Origin of the sequence: Grimontia kaedaensis (assembly GCF_023746615.1) — a bacterium.
Lineage (GTDB): Bacteria > Pseudomonadota > Gammaproteobacteria > Enterobacterales > Vibrionaceae > Enterovibrio > Enterovibrio kaedaensis.
On record NZ_CP082275.1, the window covers coordinates 3532909 to 3550585 of the forward strand.

The window sequence follows — 17677 nt, forward strand, 5'->3', positions numbered from 1 at the left end:
GACACACTGAGAGTTGCAAAGACACGCTAAGCGCGTGGTTAATAACACGGAGTTTGCCGCCATGCCTGAACCGTTAGACACTTACTCGCCCCCGTTTGACCGCCTTGATGCCAAGCAAGCCAAGCATCTGCTGTCTTCATTGGATGTCGCCTATTACCGCCGCGGTGATGTCCTGATAGAAAAAGGGGGAGGCAATGATGCTCTTTATATCGTCATTAAAGGACGCGTTCAGGAAGTTAACCCTGATACCAAGGAAGTGCAGGCGCAGTATATTAAAGACGATCTGTTTGATGCCCGTGCACTGCTGAAAGGCCATGCACACCACAGATACCGTGTGGTGGAAGACACGCTTTGCTATGTGCTGCCCAAAACCGTGTTTCTCGAGCTCTATGACCAAAACCAGTCGTTTGCAGACTACTTCAATACCAGTTTCAGTAAACGAAAACGCATGCTGGAAAAGGCGCAACAACAGCAGAACCTTGCCGAATTCATCCTAACTCAGGTGGATGAAACCAACATTCAGCCCATCATGACCATGCCCCATGGCACCTCGATTCAGGATGCCACGTTAAACCTTCGCCGCGAACGTCAGGACTGCGCGCTGGTCGCCCTCGAAGGAAAACTGCACGATATCGGCATCATTACCCGAACCAACTTGCTGCACGCATTGGTTGAGGATGGCTGCACCTTAGAATCTCCCATCGGTGAAGTCGCCACCTCTCCGGTCATCAGCGTCGAGATGGGCGAGTATCTTTTCAACGTGATGATCCTGATGACCCGCGATCGGGTAAAACGGGTGCGCGTCACTAAAGATGGTGAGACGGTCGGCATGCTGGATATGACTCAGGTGCTGAGTCTCTTTTCCACGCACTCTCACGTACTCACGCTGCAAATAAACCGCGCACACTCGATTGAGGAACTCGCGCTCGCAGCCAATAACCAACATCAGCTCGTCGCCAATCTCACCAACAACGGCATCCACACTCAATTTGTCATGGAACTGATTTCCGCCGTTAACGAACAGATCATCGAAAAGGCCTTCCGTCTCACCATTCCAGAAAGCTTCCAAAATCAATGCTGCCTGTTTGTGATGGGCTCGGAAGGTCGCGGTGAACAGGTACTGAAAACCGATCAGGATAACGGGCTCATTCTCGCTGACGATGCCGATTGGCCCGACGTTCAACATTACATGGAAAGGTTTAGTGAAGTGCTGAGCCGTCTAGGTTATCCGCCCTGTCCCGGCAATGTCATGGTTAATAATCCGCGCTGGGTGAAAACCCAATCTGAGTGGATGAAAGAAATGATCACCCTCAGTAAGATTTCTGACGAACGCCCCCTGATGGACCTGGCCATCATCGCAGACAGTCATGCGGTAGCTGGTAACAAGGCGTTACTGGAACCTGTGATGGAAGAGCTCCATGCCACGTTCAAAAACAACATGCTAACGCTCAATACCTTCGTCCGCCCCTGCCTTGCGTTCCGTGTTCCCCTCACGCTTTTCGGCAGCTTAAAGACGGATAAAGAAGGATTGGATGTCAAAAAAGGCGGTATTTTCCCGCTGGTGCATGGCGTTCGCACCTTGGCGCTGGAAAAAGGACTCACCGAGACCAATACCTTTGAAAGACTGGATGCGCTGGTCGAATGCAAAACACTGGATCAGGAAACCGCCAATAACCTCTCTGAAGCACTAAAGCTTTTCGTGAAAGTGCGCTTGAAACAGCAACTCGACAGCGATGCCAGCACAGGCAACCAGCTCGATGTCACCCAGCTTTCACGTACAGAACGGGATTTGCTTCGAGACTGCCTCGGCGTGGTGAAAAAGTTCAAAGAACGGCTGGCTTCGCACTATCAGGTAAGGGACTAGCATGAACCTGGTGGAAAGGCTCTGGCTTAGGTACAAATGGCGCCACAGCGAGTATGCGCCCTTATTTTCTTCGCCCAGTGATGAAGAGTTGGTTTCATTGGATTGCGAAACCACCAGCCTGGACCCACACAAAGCCGAGCTGGTCACCATCGCAGCCACCAAAATCCGCGGCAATAAAATTGTCACCAGCGAGCCTTTCACCATTTCCCTTCGCGCGCCCAACTCACTGAGCGCCCAGTCGGTGAAAATTCACGGCATCCGACATCAGGATCTGAGTGATGGCGTCTCAGAAAAAGAAGCCATGCTCAAGCTGATCGAGTTTATTGGTAACCGACCGATTGTGGGTTACTACATCCAGTACGACAAAGCGATACTTGACCGCTATTCCAAAAAGCATCTTGGCTTCAAACTGCCTAACCGCACGATAGAAGTGAGTGACATATACCGTCGCAAGCTGGAACATATTTTGCCGAATGCCTACTACGACCTGAGTATGGAGGCGATAGGACACCACCTCGACCTGCCCCTTTCCGGGCGGCATGACGCACTCGATGATGCCATTAGTGCGGCGCTGATCTACGTTCGACTAAAGTACGGGGATGTATCAATGCCCACTTATTGATAATTTCCCCGCAACCCGCTGCATGTAAATGAGAGCAACACCTCAGTGTGATTGTCCAAAGGTCACAAAACCCAGAGAAAACGGCCTCTTCATCCTAAAGTCTAATTGTCGAGAATCCCTAACTATCCGACCTTAATGGAACAAGACCGTTAGACCGTACCTTATATACTAGTTTGTCGTGGTCGAATATTTGACGATGCCAGACAGCATCACGCAGGAACACAAGGAGAAAGATAATGAGTGAGGTTCACCTGCATCCGGTTATGCCGGAAATCGAAGCCAAAGCGCACGCAAACAACGACACTTATCGCGAGATGTATCAGCAGTCTGTTGTTAACCCAGAAGGATTCTGGCGTGAGCATGGCCAGATCGTAGATTGGATTAAACCTTTCACTAAGGTGAAGAACACCTCTTTTGACACCGGCCATGTCGACATCAAATGGTTCGAAGACGGTACGCTAAACGTTTCTGCCAACTGTATTGATCGCCACCTTGAGACAAAAGGCGATGAAGTTGCCCTGATCTGGGAAGGCGACGATCCGAACGACGACAAAACCCTGACTTACAGAGAACTGCACACTGAAGTGTGTAAGTTTGCCAATGCCCTGAAAGGCCAAGGTGTGCGCAAAGGCGACGTCGTGTGCCTTTACATGCCAATGGTAATGGAAGCCGCGATTGCCATGCTGGCATGTACTCGCATTGGTGCCGTTCACACCATCGTATTCGGTGGCTTCTCTCCAGAAGCACTCGCAGGCCGCATTGTTGACTCCAACGCGAAAGTGGTAGTCACTGCCGATGAGGGTGTACGTGGCGGCCGCGCAGTACCTTTGAAACAAAATGTGGATGCAGCGCTTGCAAACCCTTCGGTCACGTCAGTTGAAAAAGTCGTTGTTTACCAACGCACTGGTAACACTGTGGAGTGGAATTCTGGCCGTGATGTATGGTGGCACGAAGCAACCGCAGTCGTGTCTGATAACTGTGAACCGGAAGAGATGAACGCAGAAGACCCACTGTTCATCCTTTACACCTCAGGTTCAACCGGTACGCCAAAAGGTGTTCTCCACACCACAGGTGGTTACCTGGTTTATGCGACCATGACCTTCAAGTACGTCTTCGACTACCAGGAAGGTGAGGTCTTCTGGTGTACCGCGGACGTGGGTTGGATCACCGGTCACAGCTATCTGATCTACGGACCACTGGCGAACGGTGCCAAAACCATCCTGTTCGAAGGCGTACCTAACTACCCATCAACTGCCCGAATGAGTGAAGTGGTTGATAAACATCAGGTCAACATCCTGTACACCGCCCCAACCGCAATCCGCGCCCTGATGGCGAAAGGTAACGAAGCGGTTGAAGGCACCAAGCGTGATTCGCTACGCATCATGGGTTCAGTGGGTGAGCCAATCAACCCAGAAGCGTGGGAGTGGTACTACAAGACTATCGGCGACAGCAAGTGTCCTATCGTGGATACCTGGTGGCAAACTGAAACCGGCGGCATCTTGATCACTCCACTGCCAGGTGCAACGGCACTGAAACCAGGTTCTGCGACCCGTCCATTCTTCGGTGTGCAACCAGCACTGGTTGATAACATGGGTAACATCATCGAAGGCGCGACCGAAGGTAACCTGGTCATGCTGGATTCTTGGCCGGGCCAGATGCGTACCGTTAATGGTGACCACGAGCGTTTCGAGCAGACTTACTTCTCAACCTTCAAAGGCATGTACTTTACCGGTGACGGTGCACGTCGCGACGAAGACGGTTACTACTGGATCACTGGCCGTGTAGATGACGTACTGAACGTTTCCGGTCACCGCATGGGTACTGCAGAAATCGAATCCGCACTGGTGGCATTCGACAAGATTGCAGAGGCGGCAATTGTTGGTGTTCCACACGACATCAAAGGTCAGGCTATCTACGCTTACATCACGCTGAATGCTGGCGAAGTGCCAAGTGCAGAACTGACAAAAGAAGTCAAAGGCTGGGTACGTAAGGAAATCGGTCCTATCGCGACACCGGACTTCATCCACTGGACAGACGCACTGCCGAAAACCCGCTCAGGCAAAATCATGCGTCGTATCCTGCGTAAGATTGCAACCGGCGATACTGGCAGCTTGGGTGACACTTCTACCCTAGCGGACCCAAGCGTGGTCGACAAACTTATTGCAGAGAAATCCAGCGTGGTATAACCACCAAGGTTTGATCCCGAAGGGCCGCTATACGCGGCCCTTTTTTTGGCTGAAATGCATGACCACAGGTTTGGGTGGCATCAATCGCGCTAACAGGTTATCACGCAGCCAGAACTGGTGATACAAAGCGGCACCGATGTGCATGACCACGACAATCCCCAACACAGCACAACTTGCCCGGTGAACAAAGAAGAAGAAATCATTAATGACCATATCAGTGACCGGATTAGGTATCTTCACCAGCCAGAAGAACCAGTAAGGCTCTTTTAGCATCAAATAACCGGAAACAAACACCAAAAACATTAAAAGGTAGATAACACTGTGGATGAACTTGGCGATGTTTTTTTCAAACGTAGTCGTTGAGTTAACCGACTCAACCTTTGGGCGAAAATAACTCCAAACCCATCGCATGATGAACAAGACAGTACCTATCGTTGCAAATGACATGTTCAGCACGGATAGCACATCAAACGCCATTGTCCCCACCACCAAATGCATGACATAACCCGCCACCGTCGTATAAATGATGATGGCAGCCATACTCCAATGTAACAGTCGACTCAATGAGTCATAGCGCTTCTGAATCATATTCCCCTCCCAATAATCTTGGGGCTCGCACCCAATGACGCTTGCTAAAGCGAGGTGTTGCAGCACCTCAATGCCTTAATTATCGTACAAGTGAATCATTTATTGAGCGCTTAATTGATTAGTTTTCAGATAGTGCGGTATCGCTTCCGTAAACAGAACGACATTCCATTTAAAAACTTAAAACCCCGCTACATTGAGCCAGAAATAAAAAAATAGTGGATTAAATGGCATGAAAATTGAGCCTAACTGCTCACCTTCACTAACTATTTCATCCTTAAGCCGCTTCGATTTAATGTCTTAATAATAAGACAAAAAGAGCATCAAAGAGGTCGGTAAGATGAGTAGCGTAAAACAGTGCGTTTAAAACGCTGGATGAGATCTGCCTAACAGATTCACCCTCCTAACTGGTCATTTCGTGAACTACTGCCACGAAATGCCTGTCATATCTGCGTAGTCTGTACACTGGATTGTCAGATTTTGTCTGATAAGACCAGTATTTTGCTGCCATTTGCGGTGAATTCTCTATAATTGCGAATCAGCAAATGGCTGGAGTGCCATTTTTCAGGTTCTCGCACCCTTGGGTGCTGAAAAGCAGAAGTTAACGCCTTTTCGCAACAAGAACAGGAATAAAGCGATCAATATGACGACAAATCGCAAAGTTTTACTTATTAATGGTCCGAACCTGAACATGCTTGGGGTTCGCGAACCAGGCCATTACGGACAGCAATCGTTAGATCAGATCGTCGCCGATCTGACGACACTAGCAGCATCTTTCAATATCCAACTTGAACACGTGCAGTCCAATGCGGAGCACGTCCTGATTGATACCCTCCATCAGGCCATGGGAAAGGTTGATTTTATCATTATCAACCCAGCTGCGTTCACGCACACCAGCGTGGCGTTGCGAGATGCCATTCTCGCTGTCGGCATTCCCTTTATTGAGGTGCACCTTTCAAACGTTCACGCCCGTGAGCCATTCCGCCATCACTCTTACTTCTCTGATAAAGCGGAAGGTGTGATTGTAGGACTGGGCGCTGACGGTTATGAATTTGCTCTACGTGCAGTCGCCAAGCGTCTGCAAGCAGAGAACAACTGAACAATAATTTCAAAGAGATAGACATCATGGATATTCGTAAAATCAAAAAACTGATTGAGCTTGTTGAAGAATCTGGCATCGCTGAGCTGGAAATCTCTGAAGGTGAAGAGTCAGTACGCATCAGCCGCGCAACTGCGCCAGTTGCCACTCAGGTTTACGCAGCACCAGCAGCCGCTCCTGCTCCAGTAGCGGCACCAGCAGCTCCTGCGGCGGCTCCGGCAGCAGCAGAAGCCCCAGCAGTTGAAGCAGAAGTTGCGGGTCACCAGGTTCTCTCTCCAATGGTGGGTACTTTCTACCGCTCTCCAAGCCCAGAAGCGAAGTCTTTCGTTGAAGTGGGTCAATCAGTCAACGTTGGCGATACCCTTTGCATCGTTGAAGCGATGAAAATGATGAACCAAATCCAAGCAGACAAAGCGGGTGTAGTGAAAGCTATCCTGTGTGAAGACGGCCAAGCAGTAGAGTTTGACCAAGCTCTGGTCATCATCGAGTAATCGAGGACAGCTATGTTAGATAAAATTGTCATCGCTAACCGCGGTGAAATTGCGCTTCGCATCCTTCGTGCGTGTAAAGAGCTTGGCATCAAAACGGTTGCCGTTCACTCCACCGCCGATCGCGATCTGAAGCACGTATTGCTGGCAGACGAATCTATCTGTATCGGTCCTGCATCAAGCGTTGAAAGTTACCTGAACATCCCACGTATCATCAGTGCCGCAGAAGTGACTGGTGCGGTGGCTATCCACCCAGGTTACGGCTTCCTGTCAGAAAATGCAGATTTTGCAGAGCAGGTAGAGCAATCAGGCTTCATTTTCGTTGGTCCTCGCGCTGAAACTATCCGCCTGATGGGCGACAAAGTGTCTGCCATCAACGCGATGAAAAAAGCGGGCGTACCTTGTGTACCAGGTTCTGATGGTCCACTTGACGACGACGAGTCCAAGAACAAGGCTTTCGCAAAACGCATCGGCTACCCTGTGATCATCAAAGCATCCGGTGGTGGTGGTGGTCGCGGTATGCGTGTGGTTCGTTCTGAAGCAGAACTGACCGACGCTATCGCCATGACCCGCGCAGAAGCAAAAGCTGCCTTCAACAATGACATGGTTTACATGGAGAAATTCCTTGAAAACCCACGCCACGTTGAAGTGCAGGTTCTGGCTGATGGCCAGGGCGGCGCGATTCACTTGGGTGAGCGTGACTGTTCGATGCAGCGCCGTCACCAGAAGGTTGTTGAAGAAGCGCCAGCGCCGGGGATCACTGCAGAAATGCGTAAGTACATCGGTGAACGTTGTTGCCGCGCATGTCTGGAAATCGGCTACCGCGGTGCAGGTACGTTTGAGTTCCTGTACGAAAACGGTGAGTTCTACTTCATTGAGATGAACACCCGTATTCAGGTTGAACACCCTGTGACCGAAATGGTAACCGGCGTTGACCTGATCAAAGAACAGCTTCGTATTGCCGCTGGCCAGCCCCTGTCATTCACGCAAGATGACATCCAAATCCGCGGCCACGCGATTGAGTGTCGTATCAACGCGGAAGACCCAGAGCGCTTCCTGCCAAGCCCAGGTAAGATCGATCGCTTCCATGCGCCAGGCGGCATGGGTGTGCGTTGGGAATCTCATGTGTACTCAGGCTATTCAGTACCACCACACTATGATTCCATGATTGGTAAACTGATCTGCTTCGGTGAAAACCGTGACGTAGCGATTGCGCGTATGCGTAACGCCCTGCAGGAAACCATCATCGACGGCATCAAAACCAACATTCCTCTTCAGCTGGAAATCATGAAAGATGAGAACTTCCAGCATGGTGGTGCAAACATCCACTACCTGGAGAAGAAGCTGGGCATTCAGAAGTAATTCTGAGCCAAAGCCAAAAGGTCGCGCTTACGCGGCCTTTTTTGTTTTTCGCGCCCAAACCCTGCGCGTATAAATCTGTCACATTCTCCGTGGTTTTGTCACAATAAGCGCCTTATCAACACTCTCTTATCGCGTTAAGTAAGAAGGCTCTAATGAAGACACTTAGCAGCCGATACCGCCAGGCTCACAAGGAAGCCAAATGGGCGATTGCACTCGCACTCGCGTATTTTGCATGGTGGTACGGATTTGCCTATGGTCTGGCCCCAGAAGGAATTGAACAGACTCCCCCGACGCTCTATTTCGGTTTGCCACTTTGGTTTTTAATGGCATGCGTTATCGGCCCCCTTTTATTTACCCTGCTGTGCGCACTGATGGTGAAATTCCTCTACAAAGACATGCCACTCGACATCGAAGAGGAAGCGTCCGATGAATAATCAGCTTCTTATCCCGATGGCGTTGTATCTGGTCGCTGTATTTGCGCTGGCCATTTATTCGCGCAAACAAGGGGATCGCAGTGGCGGATTCCTGAATGAATACCTGCTTGGCAGCCGAAGCATGGGCGGATTTGTGCTGGCGATGACTCTCGCGGCCACCTATGCCAGTGCGAGTTCTTTTATCGGTGGGCCCGGTGCGGCTTACAAAATGGGACTCGGCTGGGTGTTACTGGCGATGATCCAGTTACCTGCTGCATGGCTGACGCTCGGTGTGCTCGGGAAGAAGTTCGCCATTGAGTCCCGTCGCCACAATGCGCTCACCCTGAATGACATGCTCTATGCGCGTTACAAAAACCGCGCTGTGGTAATTTTCGCCTCTCTGGCACTATTGCTGGCATTTTTCGGCACCATGGTGGTTCAGTTCGTTGGTGGCGCACGCTTGCTGCAGACTGTCACTGGGCTTTCCTATACTCACGGTCTGATGCTGTTTGCCTTGACGGTGGGCGTTTACACCACCATCGGCGGATTTCGCGCTGTAGTCATGACCGACACCGTGCAGGGCATCATGATGATCATCGGCACTATTGCGTTGCTGGTTGGCATCATCCACGCCGGCGGTAGTCTGGGAGAGATGATCACTGAGCTTCATGCTATCGATCCTGCACTGGTCACGCCTTACGGGCCGAATAACTTCCTGTCAGAACCGTTTATGTTGAGCTTCTGGGTGTTGGTCTGTTTCGGTGTGATTGGCCTTCCCCATGCGGCGGTGCGTTGCATGTCTTACAAATCCAGTAAATCGCTGCATAAAGGCATGGTGATCAGTACAGCGATGGTCGCGCTATTGATGCTTGGCATGCATTTGGCTGGAGCGCTGGGGCGTGCGATTGTTCCGGAAATTGATAACCCGGATCAGATCATGCCGACCCTGATGATGACGGTTTTGCCCCCTGTCGTTGCCGGTGTGTTTCTGGCAGGCCCAATGGCGGCGATTATGTCGACCATCGACTCACAGCTCATTCAGGCGTCAGCGACGCTGCTGAAGGACTTGTACCTCAACTACATCAATCCTAATGCCGCCAATGCGCCGGATGCAGAAAGCAAATTACCCAAACTCTCTTTGTGGGTAACAGGTATCTTCTCACTGCTGGTATTTGTCGCGGCTACTAACCCGCCTGACATGATCATCTGGCTGAACCTGCTCGCCTTTGGCGGTATGCAGGCGGTGTTCCTGTGGCCGCTGATACTTGGCCTTTACTGGAAGAAAGCCACCGCTTCAGGCGCGTTAGCATCCATGATTACTGGCCTTGGCAGCTATGCCGCGCTTTCGACCTTTAAACCGGACATGAGCGGCATACACGCCATTGTGCCTTCACTGGCCATCAGTCTGTTTGCCTTCCTGCTTGTTAGCGGAATGCAGTACAGGAAGACACGCCCAGCAACCGCATAACTTCTCAGGGCAGCATTCGCTGCCCTTTTTCTTCCTTTTCTTGACCGTGATGCTATGCGGTCTGACTACTTTTTATGCTAGACTCCGCGCCTTAAAATCGTCGTTAAACGAAGAAGTGAAGAAACCATGCCTTGGATTCAAATCAAACTGAACGCAACCGCTGAAACCGCTGAAGCCATTGGTGACATGCTGATGGAAGAAGCTGGTGCGTTGTCAGTCACTTTCCTTGATGCCAAAGACACCCCAGTGTTTGAACCTATGCCGGGTGAAACCCGTCTGTGGGGCGAAACCGACATCGTCGCACTCTATGACGCAGAAACCGACATGGATGCAGTGGTGGCTATCCTGAAAAACAGCCCGCTGCTGGATGAAAACTTCACGCACAAAATTGAACAGTTGGAAGACAAAGACTGGGAACGCGCCTGGATGGATAACTTCAAGCCGATGCGTTTTGGTCAGCGTCTTTGGGTTTGCCCAAGCTGGTGCGATGCACCAGAGCCAGAAGCCGTCAACATCATGCTTGATCCTGGCCTGGCGTTCGGTACCGGTACTCATCCAACGACAGCACTCTGTCTCGAGTGGCTGGATGGCCTGGACTTGTCTGGCAAGACAGTGATCGACTTCGGTTGCGGCTCAGGCATTTTGTCTCTGGCAGCGCTTTTGCTGGGCGCTGAGAAAGTTATCGGCATCGATATCGACCCACAAGCACTGCAAGCCTCTAAAGCTAATGCAGAGCGTAATGGCGTCGCAGATCGCCTTGAGCTTTACCTGCCTCAAGATCAACCAGAGAACCTGCAAGCAGAAGTCGTGGTTGCCAACATTCTGGCGGGTCCACTTCGCGAGCTTTCTCCAATCATCAAAAGCCTGATCGCCCCGCAAGGTGTACTGGCGATGTCCGGTGTATTGGATAGTCAGGCTGAGTCTGTTGCCGACTGCTACCGCGATGAACTCAGCGTTGACGCGATTGTCGAAAAAGAGGAATGGTGCCGCATCACTGCGTGCAGAGCCTAACCCAGTGATAATTGAACAATTTTTGTACTAAAAAATTGAATTATCTGGATTTTTAAAAAATCAAGGCAAAACGCTCAAATATTGGCCTTTTCAGAGCAGGAAAAAATGCGTAAAATGCGCGCCCTTGCTGACATAGAAGGTATCCCCTTGCAGATCGGACCATACAAACTGGAAAACCAACTTATCGTGGCGCCTATGGCAGGCGTGACTGACAGACCTTTCCGCGAACTCTGTTTGCGCTACGGGGCTGGCATGGCGGTAAGTGAAATGATGTCTTCCAATCCGGCGATGTGGCACACGGCCAAATCAAGAAACCGGATGGTTCATCTCGATGAGAAGGGGATCCGTTCTGTTCAGATCGCTGGCGCTGAGCCAGCACTGATGGCAGATGCCGCACGCTTCTGTGTTGAAAACGGCGCGCAAATCGTCGACATCAACATGGGTTGCCCGGTAAAGAAGGTCAATAAGAAACTGGCTGGCTCAGCACTGCTGACCCGACCGGATATCATTGAGCAGATCCTGAAAGCAGTGGTTTCTGCGGTAGACGTTCCCGTCACGCTGAAAACCCGGACAGGCTGGGATCCGGACAACAAGAATTGTGTCCAGATCGCCAAAATGGCCGAAGACTGTGGCATTCAAGCGTTGGCCCTTCACGGTCGCACACGCGCTTGCATGTATAAAGGGGAAGCTGAGTACGACAGCATCAGAGCGGTCAAAGAAGCTATCTCTATCCCGGTTATTGCCAACGGGGATATCGATTCGCCTCAGAAAGCCAAATTTGTGCTGAATTACACAGGTGCCGATGCCTTAATGATTGGCCGCCCTGCACAAGGGCGTCCTTGGATTTTCCGTGAAATCCAACATTACCTTGCCACGGGTGAAGCACTCGATGCGCCACCGATGGAAGAGGTAAAAGCAATTTTGTTGGGCCATGTTCAGGGGCTTCACCAGTTTTATGGTGAGCTAAAAGGACTGCGAATCGCGCGTAAGCACGTGAGCTGGTACCTGAAAGAACATGACCAAATTGGCGATTTTCGCCAGACTTTCAACGCAATCGAAGACGCTCACGAGCAGATCGATGCGCTGCAAGATTACTTCGAAAACGTTGCATAAATACGAGAAGAGCTGACAGAGTATGTTCGAACAAAACCTGACTTCAGAAGCATTGACAGTGACTACTGTGACTTCACAAGATCAAATCACCCAGAAGCCACTGCGTGACTCAGTAAAAGCCTCCCTGAAAAACTACCTAGCGCAGTTGAATGGCCAGGAAGTCAATGACCTGTACGAGCTGGTACTGGCAGAAGTTGAGCAACCACTGCTGGACACCATCATGCAATACACTCGCGGTAACCAAACCCGCGCAGCAACCATGATGGGTATCAACCGTGGTACTCTGCGTAAGAAACTGAAAAAGTACGGCATGAACTAAGTTCCGCTAACTTAACAGTTTTCAGTAAAAGCCAGGCTGCGAAGTCTGGCTTTTACGTTTTCAGCCTCCACACATAATCGCGCTTCCCCTCTGATGCATCTTCAGGTTGTTTGGATATATACTCCCTGCTGACTTTGCAGCTTTTTATCTAGCCGCATGATATACTTTTTCGGGAGAACACCATGGCTCAGGCTAACGCCTCAACGAGTACCTCAGACAACAAACCGGGCATTTTGCATATTTGCCTGTCAACGGGCTGGGGCGGCCTGGAGATGTACCCATCGCGTATGGGCAAAGAGTTTATCGATAAAGGTTACCGCGTCTTTGGCCTTGCTTCGGAAAACTCCCGTGTAGCCAATGCGATGAAAGATGCCGGCATAGACGTTTTTACCGTGCCGAAGAAAGCTGCGCTTTTCGGTCCAACACTCTTCAGCCTCAATAACTGGCTAAAAGCGAACAATGTACAGATTGTGCATTGCCACAAATCCGGCGACATCCTGATTTCTGCACTGCTAAACTTGCTGACCCGTCGCTACACCCTGTTTACCGAACACATGGGTGTGAAACGTCCTAAGAAAGACATCTATCACCGCTGGGTTTATCGACACGTTGATCAGGTACTGTCTATCAGCAACGAAACCTATCAACGTAATATCAAGGCACTACCCGTAGCAGAAAGTAAAATCGAGCGCCTGTGGCTTGGCACCTACATCGAGCAAAAGCAGTTTAACGAAGACAATCGCCCGCACCTGTTAGCTGATGAATATGGCCTGCCGCAAAACACCACTTTGATCGGCTCCGTAGGGCGCATTTGTGATGGCAAAGGCCAGGCCGATTTGCTGGCAGGATTTGAACTTATCGCTGCCGATTACCCTCACGCACATTTAGTATTGATTGGTGGATTGAACCCTGATGAAGGTGCAGACGAAACCTTTTCAAACCAACTACAGGAAAGGGCGAAAGCCTCGCTTTTTGCTGATCGAGTGCACCTGGCTGGTTACCGCAAAAACGTACCTACTTTGTTGGAAGAAATTCAAATTGTCTGTCTGCCGTATTGGAACGAGGCTTTTGGTCTGACGGCCATTGAAGCCATGGCACAGCACTGTGCTTTAGTGGTTTCCAACACTGGTGCACTACCAGAGATACTGGAAGAGACAGGGGTTTACTGCACACCTCAGGATGCCGAATCAATCGCTGCAGGACTCAAGCGCTATCTGGATGACGAGTCATTGCGCGTATCAAACGCTGCCAATGCCTATCAACGCGCGCTGGAGCATTTTTCCATGCAGGGGCATGCGGATAAGCTAGAGAGTATTTACCTTTCTAGCCTCTCTTAATCGGATATCTCAGTGACGGACAAACCTATCCAAAAAGTGTTTGTCCGTCACTGACATCAGTCCTCGAACAAATGGGTACCGTGCGTTAAAGCTCCACCAGCACGAATAGCCGCTGTTAGTAGGACAACTTCAGCAAACTCTTCTTCGGTCGCCCCCGCTTTTAGAGCTGCATTCTTATGCGCTTCAATGCAATAGGCGCATTGGGTCGTTAAGCCAACAGCAATAGCCATAAGTTCTTTATATTTTTTAGGGATAACACCATCAGCAAGTGCAAGGTTGTCATATGCCCAAAAGGCATCAGTGGTTGGTTTGGCGTGGTCTTTTAGCTTAGATAACTTCTTCAGGTTTTCCATCTTGTGCATGGCACATCTCCTTCTAGCGACGAGCGAACGTTCCTACAGACATTTCGCCAGTGTGAATGTCCAGACACGTTACGCCAGAGAGGAAGATGTGACCACGAGGTTTAATTTTACAAAACAGAAAGGTTTTATTTATCGCTACAGATATTCGCAGAAATACGCGGTATTTTGCTCAACTTTCACCTGGAATGATGACTCACCTGGGACTTCGAAGTCATCGCCAGCACCGTAGGTTTCCCAATCGATATGACCTGGCAGCTTTACCGTCAATTCGCCTTTCACCACGTGCATACGCTCAGGAGCTGCGGTACCGAAGGTGTATTCACCGACTTCCATCACGCCAATGCTCAGTGGGCCTTTGTTTTCAAAGCTGATGGACTTTACGCCACCGTCAAAATATTCGTTTACCTTTAACATCTTTGTCCTTTATTACTTGTGATGTACCCAGTCGGCAGCAAGATGCTTGTTTTCAAGGCCCTGAAGCCGAGGGACTTATCCTTTCGATTTCCCTGACGCTATCACACTCTTATCACGTTCCCAAACCTTATTTTGGCATCCACTGGTCGCCATAGCCGGTTTGTACGTATTCCCGTTTTCGAACATGGATTTAGTGCGCGCCTGTGCCACACTTATAGCCAGTTCTGACTATCGACGTAAATTAAGGAGAGAATAATGTCGCAGATCCTGTTTAAGGGAGAGCCTATCCAACTCGTTGGCAACTTACCGAAAGTCGGTGACCAAGCGCCGGATTTCTCACTCGCTGCTGGTGATTTGTCTGAGCTCACGCCAGCTGCTCTTCGTGGTAGTAAGGTAGTTCTGAATATCTTCCCAAGCATTGATACCCCAACCTGTGCTGCCAGCGTTCGCGCATTCAATGAGAAAGCAGCATCAATGAAAAACACCAAGGTAGTATGTGTGTCCGCCGATCTGCCATTCGCAGCGAGCCGTTTTTGCGAACTGGAAGGCTTGGAGAACGTCCAACATGCATCGACGTTCCGAGACCCATCCTTTATGAGAGACTATGGCGTGGCGATTGCTGAAGGGCCTTTGGTTGGCTTGACTGCCCGCTCGGTAGTTGTGCTCAATGAAGAAGGTGTGGTGCTACATGTTGAGCTGGTGAATGAGCTCTCTGACGAGCCTGACTATGCGGCAGTGCTTGCAGAACTGGCGCAGTAAAACAAACAAGAAGAAGGCTCCATGCCTTCTTCTTTATTCCTCGCACCTCTATGGCTATTTACTCCGAAGCTAACGCCTCTAGAATTGAACAGTGGCTGGCATCATCATCCACATGCCCACAGCAAGCATCATTGAGCTTTTTTAACGCAGCGCGGATCTCAGTCAGCTCAGCGATTTTATCATCCAGCTCATCCAGCTTCTTCTGAGTGATTCCCTTCACTTCTGCGCAGCTGTGTTGAGTGGCCTCTACACGGATTTCCAGCAGCTCCTGAATCTCTTCCAACGTGAGTCCAATGCGTTTGCCTTTCATAATAAAGTGCACGCGCGATACCGCATCCTCATCGTAAAGACGATAGCCACTTTCACTCCGGGAGGATGGTTGCAACAAGCCAACTTTTTCATAAAACCGCAGCGTATCGCCCGACACGCCTGAGTGCTTGGCTAACTGCCCGATTTGTAACATCTTCATGGATCCCCTCTCGCGTATTTTGTGACAAAACCACAAAAGCAATCGATTGCGTCAATAAATTAGGTTAGAATATGCGCCGATTCAATCAAGGCTTCGCCGTAGCGGGTATTTGGCAAAGCGGCTCTCACAGCGGCGGTTTTGCCAAATATCCTATCCCCACATTTAAAGAGATGGTAGCAATGGAAAACGCTCGTCCTATTCGTCGCGCATTGATTAGCGTATCTGACAAAACCGGCATTGTAGAATTTGCCAAAGCTCTCGCAGAAAAAGGTGTCGATATTCTGTCGACTGGCGGTACCGCTCGCCTGCTGGCAGAGCAAGGTCTGGCAGTGACTGAAGTATCAGACTACACCGGTTTTCCTGAGATGATGGATGGGCGCGTAAAAACCCTGCACCCGAAAGTACACGGTGGCATCCTGGGCCGTCGTGAAACTGACGATGCAGTGATGAACGAGCACGGTATTTCGCCAATCGACATGGTTGTTGTCAACCTGTACCCATTCGCAGAAACAGTCGCAAAAGAAGGCTGTACGCTGGAAGATGCGGTTGAAAACATCGATATCGGTGGCCCAACCATGGTTCGCTCTGCGGCGAAAAACCACAAAGACGTGACCATCGTGGTGAATGCATCAGATTACGACCGCGTGCTGGCTGAGCTGGATGCCAACAACGGTTCACTGACACTGCAAACCCGTTTTGATCTGGCTATCTCTGCATTTGAACACACTGCCGCATACGACGGCATGATCGCCAACTACTTCGGTACCATGGTGCCGTCTTATGGCGACAACAAAGAAGGCGATGAGGAGTCGAAATTCCCACGTACTTTCAACCAGCAGTTCATCAAAAAACAGGACATGCGCTACGGCGAGAACAGCCACCAGGCTGCGGCTTTCTATACCGAAGCTAACCCGGAAGAAGCGTCTGTCTCTACAGCTACCCAGCTTCAGGGTAAAGCACTCTCTTACAACAACATCGCAGATACCGATGCTGCACTTGAATGTGTGAAAGAGTTCATCGATCCGGCATGTGTGATCGTTAAGCACGCCAATCCATGTGGTGTAGCACTGGGTGATAACATCCTTGAAGCTTACGACCGCGCTTACAAGACTGACCCAACCTCCGCGTTTGGCGGCATCATCGCGTTTAACCGTGAACTGGATGCAGAAACTGCCCAAGCCATCGTTGACCGTCAATTCGTAGAGGTCATCATTGCACCGAGCGTGTCAGATGCCGCGGTAGAAGTGGTTAGCGCGAAGAAGAATGTTCGCCTGCTGGTTTGCGGCGAGTGGAGCACTCAGACCACTGGCTTTGACGTGAAACGCGTTAACGGCGGTCTGCTGGTTCAGGATCGTGACCAAGGCATGGTCTCTCTGGATGACCTGAAAGTGGTCTCCAAGCGTCAGCCTTCTGACGAAGAACTGCGTGATGCGTTGTTCTGCTGGAAAGTCGCGAAATACGTGAAATCCAACGCGATTGTCTACGCGAAAGGTAACATGACTATCGGTGTAGGTGCAGGCCAGATGAGCCGCGTTTACTCGGCGAAAATTGCGGGTATCAAAGCCGCTGACGAGAGTCTGGAAGTGGCAGGCAGCGTGATGGCGTCTGATGCATTCTTCCCATTCCGCGATGGTATCGATGCCGCTGCAGAAGCTGGCATTACCTGTGTTATCCAGCCAGGCGGTTCAATGCGTGATGACGAAGTGATTGCCGCTGCTGACGAACACGGCATGGCGATGGTCTTCACTGGCATGCGCCACTTCCGCCACTAAGCATTTTTCACAGCCCAGAGCTACTCTGGGCTGC

At 50.5% G+C, this 17677-nt stretch carries 18 protein-coding genes; 14 read left to right on the forward strand and 4 right to left on the reverse strand.

Going from position 1 to position 17677, the window contains the following annotated elements:
- Positions 1–61 precede the first annotated feature (61 nt).
- The 3 genes from K6Q96_RS15815 to acs all read left to right on the forward strand — a co-directional run bounded on the left by K6Q96_RS15815 (position 62) and on the right by acs (position 4672).
- Positions 62–1864 (forward strand): DUF294 nucleotidyltransferase-like domain-containing protein, encoded by a 1803-nt coding sequence (locus tag K6Q96_RS15815; RefSeq protein ID WP_251876789.1) that lies wholly within the window; start codon positions 62–64, stop codon positions 1862–1864.
- A 1-nt stretch (position 1865) separates the two neighbouring features.
- Entirely contained in the window at positions 1866–2486 is a 621-nt protein-coding gene (locus K6Q96_RS15820) for a 3'-5' exonuclease (protein WP_251876790.1), read from the forward strand.
- Positions 2487–2722: 236 nt separating this feature from the next.
- Positions 2723–4672, forward strand: a complete 1950-nt coding sequence (acs, locus tag K6Q96_RS15825) for an acetate--CoA ligase (protein ID WP_251876791.1) — start codon at positions 2723–2725, stop codon at positions 4670–4672.
- A gap of 27 nt (positions 4673–4699) precedes the next feature.
- Here acs and K6Q96_RS15830 read toward each other — a convergent pair whose 3' ends face one another.
- Positions 4700–5260: a cytochrome b gene (locus tag K6Q96_RS15830; RefSeq protein ID WP_251876792.1), complete on the reverse strand. Its 561-nt coding sequence runs from the start codon at positions 5258–5260 to the stop codon at positions 4700–4702.
- A gap of 640 nt (positions 5261–5900) precedes the next feature.
- Between K6Q96_RS15830 and aroQ the strand changes: the two genes are divergently transcribed.
- The 9 genes from aroQ (at position 5901) to K6Q96_RS15875 (ending at position 13867) form a co-directional block, all read left to right on the forward strand.
- A complete protein-coding gene (gene aroQ, locus K6Q96_RS15835; RefSeq protein ID WP_039850575.1) occupies positions 5901–6356 on the forward strand; it encodes a type II 3-dehydroquinate dehydratase in 456 nt (151 codons plus the stop codon).
- A 26-nt stretch (positions 6357–6382) separates the two neighbouring features.
- Positions 6383–6847, forward strand: a complete 465-nt coding sequence (gene accB / locus K6Q96_RS15840; protein WP_046303621.1) for an acetyl-CoA carboxylase biotin carboxyl carrier protein — start codon at positions 6383–6385, stop codon at positions 6845–6847.
- A 12-nt stretch (positions 6848–6859) separates the two neighbouring features.
- Positions 6860–8206, forward strand: coding sequence for an acetyl-CoA carboxylase biotin carboxylase subunit (accC, locus tag K6Q96_RS15845; protein WP_002542000.1), 1347 nt, complete (start codon positions 6860–6862; stop codon positions 8204–8206).
- Between the two features lie 152 nt (positions 8207–8358).
- On the forward strand, positions 8359–8640 hold the full coding sequence (locus K6Q96_RS15850; RefSeq protein WP_251876793.1) for a YhdT family protein: 282 nt from the start codon (positions 8359–8361) through the stop codon (positions 8638–8640).
- Entirely contained in the window at positions 8633–10087 is a 1455-nt protein-coding gene (gene panF, locus K6Q96_RS15855) for a sodium/pantothenate symporter (protein WP_251876794.1), read from the forward strand. Before K6Q96_RS15850 ends, panF begins: the two co-directional genes overlap by 8 nt.
- Positions 10088–10213: 126 nt before the next feature.
- Positions 10214–11098 carry a 50S ribosomal protein L11 methyltransferase gene (gene prmA / locus K6Q96_RS15860; protein WP_251876795.1) on the forward strand — a complete coding sequence of 295 codons (885 nt, stop codon included), beginning with the start codon at positions 10214–10216 and terminating at the stop codon, positions 11096–11098.
- A 147-nt stretch (positions 11099–11245) separates the two neighbouring features.
- Positions 11246–12211, forward strand: coding sequence for a tRNA dihydrouridine synthase DusB (gene dusB, locus K6Q96_RS15865; protein WP_251879663.1), 966 nt, complete (start codon positions 11246–11248; stop codon positions 12209–12211).
- Between the two features lie 22 nt (positions 12212–12233).
- Positions 12234–12530, forward strand: coding sequence for a DNA-binding transcriptional regulator Fis (gene fis / locus K6Q96_RS15870; protein WP_002542007.1), 297 nt, complete (start codon positions 12234–12236; stop codon positions 12528–12530).
- A 182-nt stretch (positions 12531–12712) separates the two neighbouring features.
- Positions 12713–13867 carry a glycosyltransferase family 4 protein gene (locus K6Q96_RS15875; protein WP_251876796.1) on the forward strand — a complete coding sequence of 385 codons (1155 nt, stop codon included), beginning with the start codon at positions 12713–12715 and terminating at the stop codon, positions 13865–13867.
- A gap of 56 nt (positions 13868–13923) precedes the next feature.
- On the opposite strand, the gene K6Q96_RS15880 is transcribed toward K6Q96_RS15875, so the two are convergent.
- Both K6Q96_RS15880 and ppnP read right to left on the reverse strand, forming a co-directional pair.
- Complete coding sequence (locus K6Q96_RS15880) at positions 13924–14229, reverse strand: carboxymuconolactone decarboxylase family protein (RefSeq protein WP_062710280.1); 306 nt, start codon at positions 14227–14229, stop codon at positions 13924–13926.
- A gap of 135 nt (positions 14230–14364) precedes the next feature.
- Positions 14365–14643, reverse strand: coding sequence for a pyrimidine/purine nucleoside phosphorylase (gene ppnP / locus K6Q96_RS15885; protein ID WP_251876797.1), 279 nt, complete (start codon positions 14641–14643; stop codon positions 14365–14367).
- A gap of 255 nt (positions 14644–14898) precedes the next feature.
- Between ppnP and tpx the strand changes: the two genes are divergently transcribed.
- Positions 14899–15402, forward strand: coding sequence for a thiol peroxidase (gene tpx, locus K6Q96_RS15890; protein WP_251876798.1), 504 nt, complete (start codon positions 14899–14901; stop codon positions 15400–15402).
- 58 nt (positions 15403–15460) lie between these two features.
- Here tpx and zntR read toward each other — a convergent pair whose 3' ends face one another.
- Positions 15461–15871: a Zn(2+)-responsive transcriptional regulator gene (zntR, locus tag K6Q96_RS15895; RefSeq protein ID WP_251876799.1), complete on the reverse strand. Its 411-nt coding sequence runs from the start codon at positions 15869–15871 to the stop codon at positions 15461–15463.
- A gap of 179 nt (positions 15872–16050) precedes the next feature.
- Between zntR and purH the strand changes: the two genes are divergently transcribed.
- Positions 16051–17643 carry a bifunctional phosphoribosylaminoimidazolecarboxamide formyltransferase/IMP cyclohydrolase gene (purH, locus tag K6Q96_RS15900; protein WP_251879664.1) on the forward strand — a complete coding sequence of 531 codons (1593 nt, stop codon included), beginning with the start codon at positions 16051–16053 and terminating at the stop codon, positions 17641–17643.
- Positions 17644–17677 lie beyond the last annotated feature (34 nt).